The 13,828-nt window shown below is 71.9% G+C and carries 14 protein-coding genes; 12 read left to right on the top strand and 2 right to left on the bottom strand.

Annotation, left to right across the window (positions count from 1 at the left end):
- Nucleotides 1-27: 27 nt before the first annotated feature.
- Nucleotides 28-453 (bottom strand): ferritin-like domain-containing protein, encoded by a 426-nt coding sequence (locus OWR29_RS45045; RefSeq protein ID WP_267569817.1) that lies wholly within the window; start codon nucleotides 451-453, stop codon nucleotides 28-30.
- Nucleotides 450-920 carry a hypothetical protein gene (locus tag OWR29_RS45040; RefSeq protein WP_267569816.1) on the bottom strand — a complete coding sequence of 157 codons (471 nt, stop codon included), beginning with the start codon at nucleotides 918-920 and terminating at the stop codon, nucleotides 450-452. The genes OWR29_RS45045 and OWR29_RS45040 overlap by 4 nt, the downstream gene beginning before the upstream one ends.
- A 177-nt stretch (nucleotides 921-1,097) precedes the next feature.
- On the opposite strand from OWR29_RS45040, the gene rimP reads away from it, so the two are divergent.
- The 12 genes from rimP to rpsO all read left to right on the top strand — a co-directional run bounded on the left by rimP (nucleotide 1,098) and on the right by rpsO (nucleotide 13,624).
- On the top strand, nucleotides 1,098-1,727 hold the full coding sequence (gene rimP, locus OWR29_RS45035; RefSeq protein WP_267569815.1) for a ribosome maturation factor RimP: 630 nt from the start codon (nucleotides 1,098-1,100) through the stop codon (nucleotides 1,725-1,727).
- Nucleotides 1,724-2,752, top strand: a complete 1,029-nt coding sequence (nusA, locus tag OWR29_RS45030) for a transcription termination factor NusA (protein ID WP_267569814.1) — start codon at nucleotides 1,724-1,726, stop codon at nucleotides 2,750-2,752. The genes rimP and nusA overlap by 4 nt, the downstream gene beginning before the upstream one ends.
- Nucleotides 2,730-3,143: a YlxR family protein gene (locus tag OWR29_RS45025; RefSeq protein ID WP_438872740.1), complete on the top strand. Its 414-nt coding sequence runs from the start codon at nucleotides 2,730-2,732 to the stop codon at nucleotides 3,141-3,143. The genes nusA and OWR29_RS45025 overlap by 23 nt, the downstream gene beginning before the upstream one ends.
- 92 nt (nucleotides 3,144-3,235) lie before the next feature.
- A complete protein-coding gene (infB, locus tag OWR29_RS45020) occupies nucleotides 3,236-6,298 on the top strand; it encodes a translation initiation factor IF-2 (protein ID WP_267569812.1) in 3,063 nt (1,020 codons plus the stop codon).
- Between the two features lie 129 nt (nucleotides 6,299-6,427).
- On the top strand, nucleotides 6,428-7,450 hold the full coding sequence (locus tag OWR29_RS45015) for a TRM11 family SAM-dependent methyltransferase (RefSeq protein WP_267569811.1): 1,023 nt from the start codon (nucleotides 6,428-6,430) through the stop codon (nucleotides 7,448-7,450).
- Nucleotides 7,451-7,489: 39 nt separating this feature from the next.
- Nucleotides 7,490-7,783, top strand: a complete 294-nt coding sequence (locus OWR29_RS45010) for a DUF503 domain-containing protein (protein ID WP_267569809.1) — start codon at nucleotides 7,490-7,492, stop codon at nucleotides 7,781-7,783.
- A gap of 95 nt (nucleotides 7,784-7,878) precedes the next feature.
- Complete coding sequence (gene rbfA, locus OWR29_RS45005) at nucleotides 7,879-8,340, top strand: 30S ribosome-binding factor RbfA (protein ID WP_267569808.1); 462 nt, start codon at nucleotides 7,879-7,881, stop codon at nucleotides 8,338-8,340.
- Nucleotides 8,341-8,423: 83 nt separating this feature from the next.
- A complete protein-coding gene (locus tag OWR29_RS45000; RefSeq protein ID WP_267569880.1) occupies nucleotides 8,424-9,410 on the top strand; it encodes a DHH family phosphoesterase in 987 nt (328 codons plus the stop codon).
- Between the two features lie 478 nt (nucleotides 9,411-9,888).
- Nucleotides 9,889-11,205 (top strand): MATE family efflux transporter, encoded by a 1,317-nt coding sequence (locus OWR29_RS44995; protein WP_267569807.1) that lies wholly within the window; start codon nucleotides 9,889-9,891, stop codon nucleotides 11,203-11,205.
- 17 nt (nucleotides 11,206-11,222) lie between these two features.
- Nucleotides 11,223-12,104, top strand: a complete 882-nt coding sequence (truB, locus tag OWR29_RS44990) for a tRNA pseudouridine(55) synthase TruB (protein ID WP_267569806.1) — start codon at nucleotides 11,223-11,225, stop codon at nucleotides 12,102-12,104.
- 202 nt (nucleotides 12,105-12,306) lie between these two features.
- The gene (locus OWR29_RS44985; RefSeq protein ID WP_267569805.1) at nucleotides 12,307-13,239 is read left to right on the top strand and encodes a bifunctional riboflavin kinase/FAD synthetase; all 933 of its coding nucleotides are present in this window, start codon (nucleotides 12,307-12,309) and stop codon (nucleotides 13,237-13,239) included.
- 115 nt (nucleotides 13,240-13,354) lie between these two features.
- A complete protein-coding gene (rpsO, locus tag OWR29_RS44980; RefSeq protein WP_202990009.1) occupies nucleotides 13,355-13,624 on the top strand; it encodes a 30S ribosomal protein S15 in 270 nt (89 codons plus the stop codon).
- The last annotated feature ends 204 nt before the right edge of the window (nucleotides 13,625-13,828 follow it).

Raw genomic sequence — 13,828 nt, 5'->3', positions numbered from 1 at the left:
CGCGTAGCTAGGAAAGGGACATTCCCCTCAGGCAGGGCGGCCGGGGAACGGAAGCGTCACGGGGGTGACCTCGGCCAGGCGGCGCCAGCGGGTGGCGCGCACGGCGGCCTCGGTCATCGCGGCCAGCGCGGTGCCCCGGTCGGCGCCCGTGGTCACGCCCAGCACCGGCCGCCACGACTGGGCGACCCCGTCCTCGACCTGGACCGCCAGCTTGAGCGCGCTCGCCCGGTCGGTCACCGGGAACGGCAGGTCGTAGCCGGCCGGCGAGGGCGCGGCGCTGGCCTTGAGCTGCGCCATGCGGGCCACCAGGTAGTCGCGGCGGACCCGGTGGGCCTGCTCGGCCATGCGCGCCTCGGTTTCGTCACCCCGACTGTTGAGATTGACCCCGATAACTCCGTACGCGTAAATAGCCGCCTCTTCCGCCGCGAGCGCAGCCCCCAGTTGCGGGTTCACCGCAGGGCCTCCGCATGGGTGGCCCGGCAGGCGGCGATGGAACCGACCAGAGCCGCCCGATCGGCCGGGGCGGACTTGCACGCCGCCACCGCGTTCTTCTGCGCCGTCTGCTCGGCCGTGCGCAGCGAAGCAACTGTTTCCGCCGCGGCGCCGGCCGGTGCGCTGGGCACAGAACTGGCGCTGGTCGAAGGCAGAGACTTTCCGATCAGCCGGGCCAGCTCGGTGGCGTGGGCGCGGTGGTCGTCGGCCAGGGGAGTGAGCCGCGTGGCCAGACCGGGCTGGCTCACGATCGCCCGGTCGTAGGACGCGGCCAGCGCCACCGCCTCGTCGAGCAGCGGCTGCAGCGGATCGGGGACCTCGGGCGGCTCGGGCTCGTCGTCGAGGAGCCCGCAGCCGGTCAGGCCGGCCGCGCCGAGACCGGCCGCGGCCCCCAGCACCCACCGCCGGCTGTGTCGCGTCACACTCATCCGCACCGCGCCAGTCAACACCATGAGAGACGCGCCGTGAGCTGCGGATGGCGCGGATTCGGTGCGGCGCTCGACCGGCTCCGGCCGCAGCGCGTTACGCTCTGTCTCAGCCGCGGGGCTTTCCAGCCCGGCGGCATACAGTCGTTTGTCCATTTGCTGAAGGAAGGTCGAGCACCGATGACGCAGCGTGGTGGTCGCGCCGGCGCCCGGCCTGGCCAGCGTCCGGGCGCGCGGCGCCGCCGGGAGGACGAGGAGCCCCGCGTTCCCGCCGCCCCGCGCATCGACCTCAAGGCCGCCCGGGCCCGGGTGAGCGCGGTGATCGAACCGGTCATCTCGGCCGCCGGCTACGACCTCGAGGACGTCTCCGTCGCCCGGGCCGGCCGCCGCCACGTGGTGCGCGTGCTGGTCGACACCGACGGCGGCATCAGCCTCGACGACGTGGCCGTGGTCAGCCGCGAGATCTCCGCCGCGCTCGACGCGGCCGAGGAAGCGGGCCAGGAGGTGCTGGCCGGCGAGTACCAGCTCGAGGTCGGCTCGCCCGGCGTCGACCGGCCGCTCACCCTGCCCCGGCACTGGCGGCGCAACCGCGGCCGGCTGGTCGCGGTCAACGGGCTGACCGGCCGGATCACCGAGGCCGGCGACGAGGGCATCGTGCTCGACGTCGACGGCGCCCCGCGTGAGCTGCGCTACGACGAGCTCGGCCCGGGCAAGGTGCAGATCGAGTTCAAGCGGCTGGACGAGGCCGAATTCGACGAAGACGACGACGACGAAGACGAAGACGACGACGAAGGGGAGGGCGAGGAATGAACATCGACCTCGCGGCGCTGCGCGCCCTGGAGCGCGAGCGGGAGATCCCGTTCGAGACGATTCTGGCGGCCATCGAGACGGCGCTGCTCACTGCCTACCGGCACACCGACGGCGCGGAGAGCCACGCCCGCGTCGAGATCGACCGCAAGAGCGGCGTGGCGTCGGTGCTGGCCCAGGAGCTCGACGCCGACGGCACCGTCGTGCGCGAGTGGGACGACACCCCGCACGACTTCGGCCGCATCGCCGCCATGACGGCCAAGCAGGTCATCCTGCAGCGGCTGCGCGAGGCCACCGACGAGCAGCACTTCGGTGAGTACGCGGGCCGCGACGGCGACCTGGTCACCGGCATCGTGCAGGCCGACGCGGCCCGGGCCGAGAAGGGCATCGTCCTGGTCGACCTGGGCAAGATCGAGGCCGTGCTGCCGCAGTCCGAGCAGGTGCCGGGCGAGGCGCCCTACGAGCACGGCTCCCGGCTGCGGGCGATCGTGGTGCACGTGGCCAAGGGCTTCCGCGGCCCCCAGGTCACCCTTTCGCGGTCGCACCCGGCCCTGGTCAAGAAGATGTTCGCGCTCGAGGTGCCCGAGATCGCCGACGGCACGGTCGAGATCGCCGCGATCGCCCGTGAGGCCGGCCATCGTACGAAGATCGCGGTGCACTCGCGGGTGCCCGGCGTCAACGCCAAGGGCGCCTGCATCGGCCCGATGGGTCAGCGCGTCCGGGCCGTCATGAGCGAGCTGCACGGCGAGAAGATCGACATCATCGACTGGTCGGAGGATCCGGCCCAGTTCGTCGGCAACGCGCTCTCCCCGGCCAAGGCGCTGCGGGTCGAGGTGGTCGACGCGGCCAGCCGTACGGCCCGGGTCACCGTGCCCGACTTCCAGTTGTCGCTGGCGATCGGCCGGGAAGGGCAGAACGCCCGGCTCGCCGCCCGGCTCACCGGCTGGCGTATCGACATCCGTCCGGACAACGAGCCGGCCGCCCCCGCCGCCCCGGCCGACCGTGATGCGGCCGAAGCGGGAAGCTGACCGGATAACCGTTCCGGACGCACGAGGAGTAGACTTTCGAATGGCCGGCCCGGCACGCGCTGCGTTTCTGCGGACGTGTGTCGGTTGTCGCAAGCGCGCGCCGGCTTCCGAGTTGATTCGGTTCGTCGCGGCCGGTTCCGGGGTTGACCTCCGGCTCCAGCCCGATCCGGGCCGCCGACTGCCGGGCCGGGGAGCGCATCTGCATCCCGATCCGGCTTGCTTCGCGCTGGCGGAGCGGCGCCGTGCCTTCGGGCGGGCGTTGCGACTCACCGGTGTTGCTGACACCGGTTTGCTGGCCGAGCACATCCGTACGGTCATGCCGCACGGAACGACCGATGATGTGGCCATGGTGGCCGCGTCACGACCCAGCAAGGTAGGACGACCAAGATGAGCACACGATGAAGTCCCTGAAATGAACAGGCTTCTAGTGCACGAGTGAGGTCGTTGCGGGTGCGCTCGCACGACCTCGAAGTGAGGAGTGCAGTGCCAGGAAAGGCCCGCGTACACGAGCTCGCGAAGGAGCTCGGGGTCGACAGCAAGACCGTTCTCGCCAAGCTCAAAGAGATGGGCGAGTTCGTCAAGTCCGCATCCAGCACGGTCGAGGCCCCGGTGGCCCGGCGGCTGCGTGGCGCCCTCGAGGCAGGTTCCGCTCCGGCGGCTCCCGCCGCGGCGGCCCCCAGCGCGTCCGCGCCCGCCGCCGCCCGTCCGGCTCCGCCGAGCGCCCGGCCTCAGCCGCCGCGCCGGCCCACGGCCCCGGCTCCGGCCGCGGGAGCGCCCAGCGCCCCCACGTCCCCGGCTTCGCCGTCGCCCGGTTCCTTCGCGCGTCCCAAGCCGCCGGCCGGCCGTCCGGGCCCCACGCCCGGTCCGGTCGCCAAGCCGGCGAGCGCCCACGACATCGAGGTCGCGGCGGCCGAGGCTCGTGCCTCGGCCCTCAAGGCCGAGCAGGAGGCCGCGGTCAAGGCCGCACAGGCCGCCCGCACCCGCGACGCCGAGCGTCGCGCCCAGCAGCCGCCGGCCGACCCCGGCTCGCGGCCCCGGCCTCCGGGCCCCGGTTCGGTTCCGCCGCGTCCGGGTTCGCCGGCCGCCGGCCGTCCCGCGGCTCCCGGCGCGCCGAGCGGTCCGCGTCCCGGCCCCGCCGGTGGCGCCCCGCGTCCGCCGCAGCGCGGTCCCGGTAACAACCCGTTCGGGGTGTCCGGCGGTGGGTCCCGGCCCACGCCCAACGCGATGCCCCGGCCCAACCAGCCCGGCATGCCGCCGCGGCCGAGCCCGGCGTCGATGCCGCCGCGGCCCAGCCCCGCGTCCATGCCCGCGCAGCGCCCGGCCGGTCCCGGCCGTGGCGGTCCCGGCGGTGGCGCCGGTCGTCCCGGTGGTCCCGGCGGCGGCCGTGGCGGTCCCGGCGGCGGCGGTGGCGGCTTCCGTCCCGGTGGTGGCGGCGGCGGTGGCGGTGGCTACCGCGGCGGTCCCGGCGGTGGCGGCGGTGGCGGTGGCTACCGCGGCGGCCCCGGTGGCGGCGGTGGCGGTGGCGGCGGCTTCCGTCCCGGTGGCGGCGGCGGTGCTCCGGCCGGCGCCGGTGCTCCCGGTCGTCCCGGTGGTGGCGGTCGTGGCCGTGGCGGCGGTGCCGCGGGTGCCTTCGGGCGTCCCGGTGGCCGGCCGACCCGCGGTCGCAAGTCGAAGAAGCAGCGTCGTCAAGAGTTCGACAATCTGTCGGCTCCGCAGATGAGCTCGGGCGCTCCGCGTGGGCAGGGTCAAGAGATCCGGCTCTCCCGCGGCGCGTCGCTCTCCGACTTCGCCGACAAGATCAACGCCAACCCCGGCTCGCTGGTCCAGGAGATGTTCAACCTGGGCGAGATGGTGACGGCGACGCAGTCGGTCTCCGACGACACGCTGCTGCTGCTGGGCGAGCACCTGGGCTTCAACGTCCAGATCGTCAGCCCCGAGGACGAGGACCGTGAGCTGCTCGCGCAGTTCAACATCGACCTCGACGCCGAGGTGGCCGAGGACCGTCTGGTCAGCCGGTCGCCGGTCGTGACCGTCATGGGTCACGTCGACCACGGTAAGACGAAGCTGCTCGACGCGATCCGCAAGACCAACGTGGTCGCCGGCGAGGCGGGTGGCATCACCCAGCACATCGGCGCCTACCAGGTGCACTACGAGCACAACGACGAGGAACGGGCGATCACGTTCCTGGACACCCCGGGTCACGAGGCGTTCACCGCCATGCGTGCCCGCGGCGCCCAGGTCACCGACATCGTCATCCTCGTGGTCGCGGCCGACGACGGCGTCATGCCGCAGACGGTCGAGGCGCTGAACCACGCCAAGGCGGCCGAGGTGCCGATCGTGGTCGCGGTCAACAAGGTCGACAAGCCCGACGCCAACCCTGAGAAGGTGCGTCAGCAGCTGGCCGACTACGGCCTGCTGGCCGAGGAGTACGGCGGCGACACGATGTTCGTCAACGTGGCCGCCAAGCCCGGCACCGGCATCGACGAGCTGCTCGAGGCCGTTCTGCTGACCGCCGACGCGTCGCTGGAGCTGACCGCTCCGGTCGACGGGGCGGCCCAGGGCGCGGTCGTCGAGTCCCACCTCGACAAGGGTCGCGGTGCGGTGGCGACGGTGCTGGTGCAGAAGGGCACGCTGCGGGCCGGCGACTCGATCGTGGCGGGCGGCGCGCACGGCCGCGTCCGCGCCATGCTCGACGAGAACGGCAACCAGGTGGCTGAGGCGCTGCCGGCCCGTCCGGTGCTGGTCCTCGGTCTCACCTCGGTGCCCGGCGCGGGCGACACGTTCCTCGCCGGCGAGGACGACCGCACGGTCCGGCAGATCGCCGAGCAGCGGCAGGCCCGCCGCCGCGCGGCGAGCTTCGCCAACTCGCGCACCAAGGCGACTCTCGAGACGCTCATGGAGCAGCTCAAGGAGGGCGAGAAGACCTCGCTCACCCTGGTCATCAAGGGCGACTCGTCCGGTTCGGTCGAGGCTCTGGAAGACGCGCTGTTCAAGATCGAGATTCCGGACGAGATCCAGCTCAAGGTCATCCACCGCGGCGTCGGTGCGATCACCGAGAGCGACGTGAACCTGGCGTCGGCTTCCTCGGAGGCCACCGCCACGATCATCGGCTTCAACGTCCGGGCCTCGAACAAGGTCAAGGAGATGGCCGACCGGGCGAACGTGGAGATCCGCTACTACAGCGTGATCTACCAGGCCATCGAGGAGATCGAGGCCGCGCTCAAGGGTCTGCTCAAGCCGGAGTACGAAGAGGTCGAGCTGGGCACCGCGGAGATCCGCGAGGTCTTCCGCTCGTCCAAGATCGGTCTCATCGCCGGCTGTCTGGTCCGCACCGGTCTCATCCGCCGCAACGCCAAGGCCCGCATCCTGCGGGACGGCACCGTGGTGGCCGAGAACGTCACGATCAGCTCGCTGCGCCGCTTCAAGGACGACGCGACCGAGGTCCGCGAGGGCTTCGAGTGTGGTCTGACCCTGAGCGGTTTCGGCACCCCGCAGGTCGGCGACGTGATCGAGACCTTCGAGATGCGCGAGAAGCCGCGCGCGTGACGAAGAGAGCATGAAGAACGGCCCCGGCGCTTCCCAGCGCCGGGGCCGTTCCCTTTTCCGTGCCGAGATCGACTGCCGATCCGCGCCCCGATGGGCGGCGGCCGGGCGCGGCTCGGCAAAATGGCTCCCATGTCCCGGTACGCCCTGCTGCTCGCGCCCTCCGCCAACCGCGTCTACGCCGATCAGGCCGCCCGCCTCGCCACCGCTGAGCTGGCCGCCTTCGGTCCCGCGCTCACTTCGGGCCTAGGCGACATCGACGTCACCACGCTGGGCGGTGTGGAGTATCTGGCGTTCACCGGCGACCTGAGCGTCCGGGACGTCGCCTACCTGTCCAACCTGTCCGCGGCGTACGCGCTGTTCGAACGCACCGACGACGACCACCTGCGCCCGGTCATGATGACGCCGCTGGCCCGCTACGACAGCGACCTGATCACCATCCCCAAGTACGCCGGCAAGACCAACGAGCAGTTCACCAAGCTCGTCCTCAACCTCACGATCCTGGCCTCGGCGTCGGCCGGGCGGATGCTCGACGGCGGCCTCACCGTGCTCGACCCGCTGGCCGGGCGGGGCACGACGCTCAACCAGGCGCTGATGTACGGCTACGACGCGGTCGGGGTCGAGATCGACGGCAAGGACGTGGAGGCGTACAAGCTCTTCCTGCAGACCTGGCTCAAGCGCAAGCGGCTCAAGCACACGGCGGAACTCGTGCCCGTGCGCCGGCAGGGCAAGCGGGCCGCCCGCCGCCTGGAGGTGACGATGGCGGCCAGCAAGGAGGACCACAAGGCGGGCGCGGTGCAGAAGCTGGTGGTGCTGCAGGCCGACACCACCCAGCTCGACGGACTGCTGCGGGGCGGCCTGGCCGACGTGCTGGTGGCCGACCTGCCCTACGGCGTGGCCCACGGGTCGTACGACGACGAGGGCGGCATCTCACGTCGGCCGCTCGACCTGCTGGAGCGCGCGGTGCCGCAGTGGCTGCCGTTGCTGCGCGAGGGTGCGGCGATCGGCCTGTCGTGGAACACCAAGGTGGCCCGCCGTGAGCTGGCCGAGGACATCCTGCTGGCCAACGGGCTCGAGCTGGTGCCCCAGCTGCCCCTGGACCACCGGGTCGACCAGGGCATCGAGCGGGACGTGCTGGTGGCCCGGCTTATTTGAGCGGCGGACTGTCGTACCCCGGCAGTACCCTCACCGCTGATGTATACCGAAACCGCAGTGTTCGACCTGCTCCTGCCCAGCGACTCACGCTCGCTCAAGCAGAAGCGCTCCTACGTCCGCCCGATCCTCGCCATGCTGAAGAAGTACGAGGTCAGCGCGGCCGAGGTGGGCTTTCACGACCTGCACGGGCGGGCCCAGATCGGGGTGGCGGTGGTGGCCGCCGAACCGGCTCAGGCCCGCGCCGTCATCGACACCTGCGAGAATCAGGTGGCCGGCCGGCCCGAGATCGAGTTGCTGTCGGTCAAGCGCCGCCTCCACGGCGACGACGACTGAGACTCACACGTTCGCCCCCACGGCCACGTGGGTAGGCTTCAGCAGTTGGGCGGGGGTGTCACGACCCCGCGGGAAAACAGTCGGAGGTGGGCGATATGTCGGACCCGGCCAAGACGCGTCGGCATGCGGAACGCGTACGGGAACTGGTGGCGTCGCTGGTACGCGAGATCAAAGATCCCCGGCTCGGCATGGTGACCATCACGGACGCGCGAATCACCGGCGACCTGCGTGAGGCGACGGTCTTCTACACGGTGCTCGGCGACCCGACCGAGCAGGCGGCCACCAAGGCGGCCCTCGAGAGCGCCAAGGGCATGCTGCGCTCCCGGGTCGGTCACGCGCTCGGCCTGCGGCACTCGCCGAGCCTGGCCTTCTCGCAGGACAACGTGCAGGACCACGCCAAAGAGATGGAAGACCTGCTGGCCGCCGCCCGCCAGCGCGACCAGGAGGTGCAGCGCCTGGCCGCCGGCAAGCAGTACGCGGGCGACGCCGACCCCTACAAGAGCGACGACGAGGACGACGAGGACGAGCGGGTCGGCGCCCGCGAGGACCAGGGGTGACATCCGCGTCAGTGAAGCGGCCCGGCGTTGAGCCGGGCCGCGCCGCGTCCGCCCCCGAACCACGCTCGCCCGAGGCTTCGGCGATTCCCGAGGCCGCCTGGACGGCCGCCGTGGCGGCGATCCGCGGGGTCGCGCCGGCCGCCGAGGTGCAGCTGATCTGCCACGTCAACCCGGACGGGGACGCGCTGGGCAGCATGCTCGGCTTCGCGCTGGGCCTGCGCCGGCTGGGCTTCACGGGGTTGCGGGCCACGTTCCCGGGCGAGTTCGACGTGCCCGAGCCGTACCGCACGTTGCCGGGCTCCGACCTGCTGGTGCCACACTCCGAGGCGTACGCGGAACCGGTCTTGACCGTGATTTTCGACGTGGCGGCCGAATCGCGCCTGGGCGGGCTGGCCGACCGGCTCGACGGCGACGCCCCGGTGATCGTGCTCGACCACCACGCCTCGTTCACCGGTTTCGGCGACGTCGCCCTGGTCGACCCGACCGCGGCCGCCACCTCGGTGGTGGCCGAAGAGCTGCTGACCCGCCTCGGCGTCCCGCTCGACGCCGAGATCGCCGAGTGCCTGTACGTGGCGCTGACCACCGACACCGGCTCGTTCAAGTTCGTGCGCTCGCCGTCGGTCCACGCGCTGGCGGCCCGCCTGGTCGCCACCGGCATCAGCCCGGCCGAGATCGCCCGCCGGACGTTCGACACCCGGCCCTTCGGCGCGATGAAGCTGACCGGCGAGGTGCTGGGCCGCGCGGTCCTCGACCCGGCGGCGGCCGGCGGCCGGGGCCTGGTGTGGACGTACGCGACGGCGGCCGACCTGGAACGGCACGGCCAGCGCCCGTACGTGCTGGACGCGCTGATCGACCCGGTGCGCGGCGTGGCCGAGGCCGACGTCGCAGTGGTCATCAAAGAGCAGACCCCGGGCGAGTGGGCGGTGTCGCTGCGCTCCAAGGGCGGGGTGAACGTCAGCGCGGTCGCCGCGGCCCTGGGCGGCGGCGGGCACCGGCTGGCGGCCGGCTTCACCGGTCACGGCACCCCGCAGGATGTGATCGCTCAGATCCTCCCTCTGCTGGAGGCCTGACCCTCGAACTGCTTGTCGCCCGTCCCGGCCGCTCGGCCGGGGCGGGCGATTTCGTGTGTCGGTTATCGGCTTCGCATCCCGATTGGTGGGAACCGCGCTCCAGGAGGCGGACCTGAACGATAGTTTTGGTGCCTGAACGGTGATTTGGTTTTGCGCGGCCGTGACCACCGCCCGCCGCGGAACCTCGAGCCACCCGGGTCCACCCACTCGGGCCGCGTCACCCGCGCCAGGCGCCCGGCGATCCCGGGCCGGCCCACGTGACGCCCGCTCGACCGATCTTTCAGGACGCGTGTCGTCGTGCCGCGTCCACCAGGGAAGGACCACGATCATGGCCGCGAAGCCGAAGCCCCCGACCACCGACGAAGCCCGCGAGGCGGCGCGCCGCGCCCTGCAGACCTCGATGGACACGCGTCAGTAGTCCGGGTAAGCACTCACCCGTATTGCAGTCCTTACGGCTGGGCGGGCATCATGAGCAACCATGAGCCCGCCTGCCCAGCCCGCCGCCGTCTCCACTAGGCGGATAGCTCAGCTCGCCCTGCCGGCGCTCGTCGTGCTGGCCGCCGAGCCGCTGTACGTGCTGGTCGACACCGCCGTCGTCGGGCACCTCGGGCCGGTGCCGCTAGCGGCGGTGGCCGTCGGCGGCACGATCATGTCGGTGGCCGCCTGGCTGGGCACCCTCATGGCGTACGGCACCACCGGCCGCGCCGCCCGGCGCTTCGGCGCGGGGGACAGGGCCGCCGCCGTCGCCGAAGGTGTGCAGGCCTCCTGGCTCGCGCTCGGAGTGGGCGTCCTGCTGGCTCTTCTCGCCCAGCCCTTCGCCGGGCCCCTCGCGCACGCCCTCGCCGGGGATGCCGCCACCGCCGACGCCGCCGCCGGCTGGCTGCGGGTCGCCGCCCTCGGTGCACCCGGCTTGCTGCTGGCCGCGGCCGGCAACGGCTGGATGCGCGGCGTGCAGGACACGCGCCGTCCGCTGATCTTTGTGCTCGGCGCCAACGTGCTCTCGGCGATCCTGTGCCCGGTGCTCGTCTACCCGGTCGGCTGGGGGCTCACCGGCTCGGCCGTGGCCAACGTGGTCGCCCAAAGCGTCTCCGGCGGCTTCTTCCTGTACGCGTTGATCCGCGAGACCCGGCAGCTGCGCCCCGACCTCCCCGTCATCGGACAGCAGCTGAGCCTCGGCCGGGACCTTCTGATCCGCGGTGCGGCGTTCCAGGCCTGCTTCCTGTCGGCCACCGCCGTCGCCAGCCGCTTCGGGGTCGAGTCGGTCGGCGCCCACCAGATCGCGCTCCAGCTGTGGTTCTTCAGCGCGCTCGCCCTCGACGCGGTCGCCATCGCGGCCCAGTCGCTGGTCGGCGCGGCGCTCGGCGCGGGCAGCGCCCCCGAGGCCCGCGCGGTCTCCCAGAAGGTGACGATCGCGGGCGGGCTGGCCGGCGTCGTCTTCGCGCTGCTGGCCGCGGCGGGCAGCAGCCACATCCCCGGATGGTTCACGCCGGACGCCGGGGTGCACGACCAGGCCGCGGTGATCTGGCCCTGGTTCATCGGGTTGATGCCGTTCGCCGGGGTGGTCTACGCGCTCGACGGCGTGCTGATCGGGGCCGGTGACGTGCGCTTCCTGCGCAACATCACGCTGGCGGCGGCGCTGCTCGGGTTCCTGCCGGCCATCTGGATCGCCTACTTCTTCGACCTCGGCCTGGGCGGCGTGTGGGCCGGGCTGGCCCTGCTGATCCTGATCCGCTTCGTCACGACCGTGTGGCGCTGGCGCTCCGGCCGCTGGGCCGTGGTCGGTGTGACGCGGTGAGCTTCTAGGGTGGTCCGGTGATTACGGACGGACTCATCGTGGTGGACAAGCCGGCGGGGATGACCTCGCACGACGTGGTGGCCCGCATCCGGCGGCTGGCCAAGACCCGGCGCGTCGGCCACGGCGGCACCCTCGACCCGATGGCCACCGGCGTGCTGATCATCGGCGTCAACCGGGCCACCCGCCTGCTCACGTACGTGATCGGCGCCGGCAAGAGCTACAGCGCGACCATCCGCCTGGGCCAGTCCACGATCACCGACGACGCCGAGGGCGAGGTCACCGCAACCACCCCCACCGACGCCGTCACGGATGAGGCGATCCACGCCGGCCTGGCCCGCCAGCGCGGCGAGACAGACCAGGTGCCGAGCGCCGTCAGCGCCATCAAAATCAAGGGTGAGCGGGCCTACAAGCGAGTCCGCGAGGGCGAGGACGTCCAACTCCCACCCCGCCGGGTCACGATCAGCCGCCTCGAAGTCCTCGACATCCGCCGAGCCGACGGCTTCGTGGAGGTCGACATCGACGTGACCTGCTCGTCCGGCACGTACATCCGCGCCATCGCCCGCGACCTGGGCACCCTGCTCGAGGTCGGCGGCCACCTGACCGCCCTGCGCCGCACCGCCGTCGGCGACATGACCCTGGCCGAGGCCCGCACCCTCGAACAACTCGAAGCGTCAGCCCCCGATGTGGTGACCCTGCCGATGGCCGAGGCCGCCCGCCAGGCCTTCCCTCAGCGCGAGGCCACCCCCGACGAGGCGCGGGTTCTCAGCCACGGCGGCCCGCTCACCCCGGTCGGCATCGAAGGCCCGTACGCCGTATTCGCCCCGTCAGGTGAAGTGCTCGCCATCGTCTCGGAACGAGAAGGAAAGGCCCGCGCCGAAATCGTGCTCGCCCCGGCCTGATCTGTGGACAACGCCGGGTCGCGCGCCGGTGGCGATCTGTGGACAACCGACCGACAGCGCTTGACGGCGGTACCGTCCCTTTCCTATTCCCCTGGGTGGGTGGGGGCTCGGGATGGAAACCACAGAACCCCTGACGCGAAAAACCGGGGGCGTCACGCGTCGATAGTCTGGGGCTGTTGGCTTGGGCCGGGAGGGCTTGGACATGCAGCGGTGGCGGGGATTTGAGGCTGTTCCGGGTGGATGGGGGCGGTCGGTCGTCACCATCGGCGTGTTCGACGGGGTGCATCGGGGGCACCAGGCGATCATCGGGCATGCCGTGAAGCGGGCCCGTGACCTGGGGCTTCAGTCGGTTGTGGTGACCTTCGACCCGCATCCGGCCGAGGTGGTGCGGCCGGGGTCGCACCCAGCGGTGCTGACCGAGCCGGTGCGCAAGGCCGAGCTGATCGAGCAGCTGGGCGTCGACGCGCTCTGCGTGGTCCCCTTCACGCCGGCGTTCTCGCAGCTCAGCCCCGAGGCGTTCGTGCACGACGTGCTGGTCGAGGCGTTGCACGCGGCTGCCGTGGTGGTGGGGGACAACTTCCGGTTCGGGCACAAGGCGGCGGGGGATGTGAACCTGCTCGAGCGGCTCGGTGTGCAGTTCGGGTTCACGGTGGAGGACGCGCCGCTGGTCTCCGAGGACGGGCTGGTCTTCTCTTCGACGTACATCAGAAGTTGTGTCGACGCGGGGGACGTGCGCGCCGCCGCCGCGGCTCTGGGGCGGCCGCACCGCCTGGCCGGCGTGGTCGTCCGGGGGGATCAGCGCGGCCGCGAGATCGGCTTCCCCACCGCCAACCTCATGGTCCACCGCTACGCCGCCGTGCCCGCCGACGGTGTCTACGCGGCCTGGCTGATCCGCGGGGGAGAGCACGCCGCCCGCCTGCCCGCCAGCGTCTCGATCGGCACCAACCCCACCTTCTCGGGGCGGGAGCGCCGGGTCGAGGCGTACGTGCTGGACTTCGAGGGTGATCTCTACGGCGAGCGGGTGAGCCTCGACTTCGTGGCCCACCTGCGCGAGCAGCGCACCTACGACGCGATCGAGCCGCTGGTGGCGCAGATCCGCGACGACGTCGAAGAGACCCGCGCGTTGCTTCGTTGACGCCCTGGTAGGGTTGACACGACGTTGGATTATCCAACTTCCGGTCCCGCCTGCCTGCCCGACGCCGCGGGCCGCGGGGTAACCGCTTCACCGGCAACACAGAATCACGGAGAACATGGCGCTCGATCAAGAGACCAAGACCAAGATCATCGACGAGTACAAGGCGAAGGACGGCGACACCGGGTCGCCCGAGGTCCAGGTCGCGATGCTCACCAAGCGGATCGCCGACCTCACCGAGCACCTCAAGACCCACAAGCACGACCACCACAGCCGTCGTGGTCTGCTGCTGCTGGTCGGCCGCCGCCGCCGCCTGCTCAACTACGTGCAGAAGAAGGACATCGCGCGCTACCGGACGCTGATCGAGCGACTCGGCCTGCGCCGCTGATCTGACGGGGGAGTGGCCGACCGGGCCGCTCCCCCGATTAGCTGTAGCAGATACAGCACCACCGGACCCGCGCGGTACGCAGTAAGCCACCGGTCCTCGGTAGTGGTCCCCAGGCAGACGAAATCCTGGGTACTTCGATCGAAGACCGGCAGCTGCGGAAACCGCGCTGTGTAGACCGCCGGGTCCTCGACGAAGGAGTACCGC

It is taken from the genome of Paractinoplanes pyxinae (assembly GCF_026626335.1).
GTDB lineage: Bacteria > Actinomycetota > Actinomycetes > Mycobacteriales > Micromonosporaceae > Actinoplanes > Actinoplanes pyxinae.
This window is presented reverse-complemented; position numbering and strand designations above follow the sequence as displayed.

Coding starts and splice junctions, on each gene's coding strand:
- OWR29_RS44985 (WP_267569805.1), top strand. CDS start 12,307: ATGCAGCGGTGGCGGGGATTTGAGGCTGTTCCGGGTGGATGGGGGCGG.
- OWR29_RS45025 (WP_438872740.1), top strand. CDS start 2,730: ATGCGGCCGAAGCGGGAAGCTGACCGGATAACCGTTCCGGACGCACGA.
- OWR29_RS44995 (WP_267569807.1), top strand. CDS start 9,889: ATGAGCCCGCCTGCCCAGCCCGCCGCCGTCTCCACTAGGCGGATAGCT.
- OWR29_RS45015 (WP_267569811.1), top strand. CDS start 6,428: ATGTCCCGGTACGCCCTGCTGCTCGCGCCCTCCGCCAACCGCGTCTAC.
- rimP (WP_267569815.1), top strand. CDS start 1,098: ATGACGCAGCGTGGTGGTCGCGCCGGCGCCCGGCCTGGCCAGCGTCCG.
- OWR29_RS45040 (WP_267569816.1), bottom strand. CDS start 920: ATGAGTGTGACGCGACACAGCCGGCGGTGGGTGCTGGGGGCCGCGGCC.
- rpsO (WP_202990009.1), top strand. CDS start 13,355: ATGGCGCTCGATCAAGAGACCAAGACCAAGATCATCGACGAGTACAAG.
- nusA (WP_267569814.1), top strand. CDS start 1,724: ATGAACATCGACCTCGCGGCGCTGCGCGCCCTGGAGCGCGAGCGGGAG.
- OWR29_RS45010 (WP_267569809.1), top strand. CDS start 7,490: ATGTATACCGAAACCGCAGTGTTCGACCTGCTCCTGCCCAGCGACTCA.
- rbfA (WP_267569808.1), top strand. CDS start 7,879: ATGTCGGACCCGGCCAAGACGCGTCGGCATGCGGAACGCGTACGGGAA.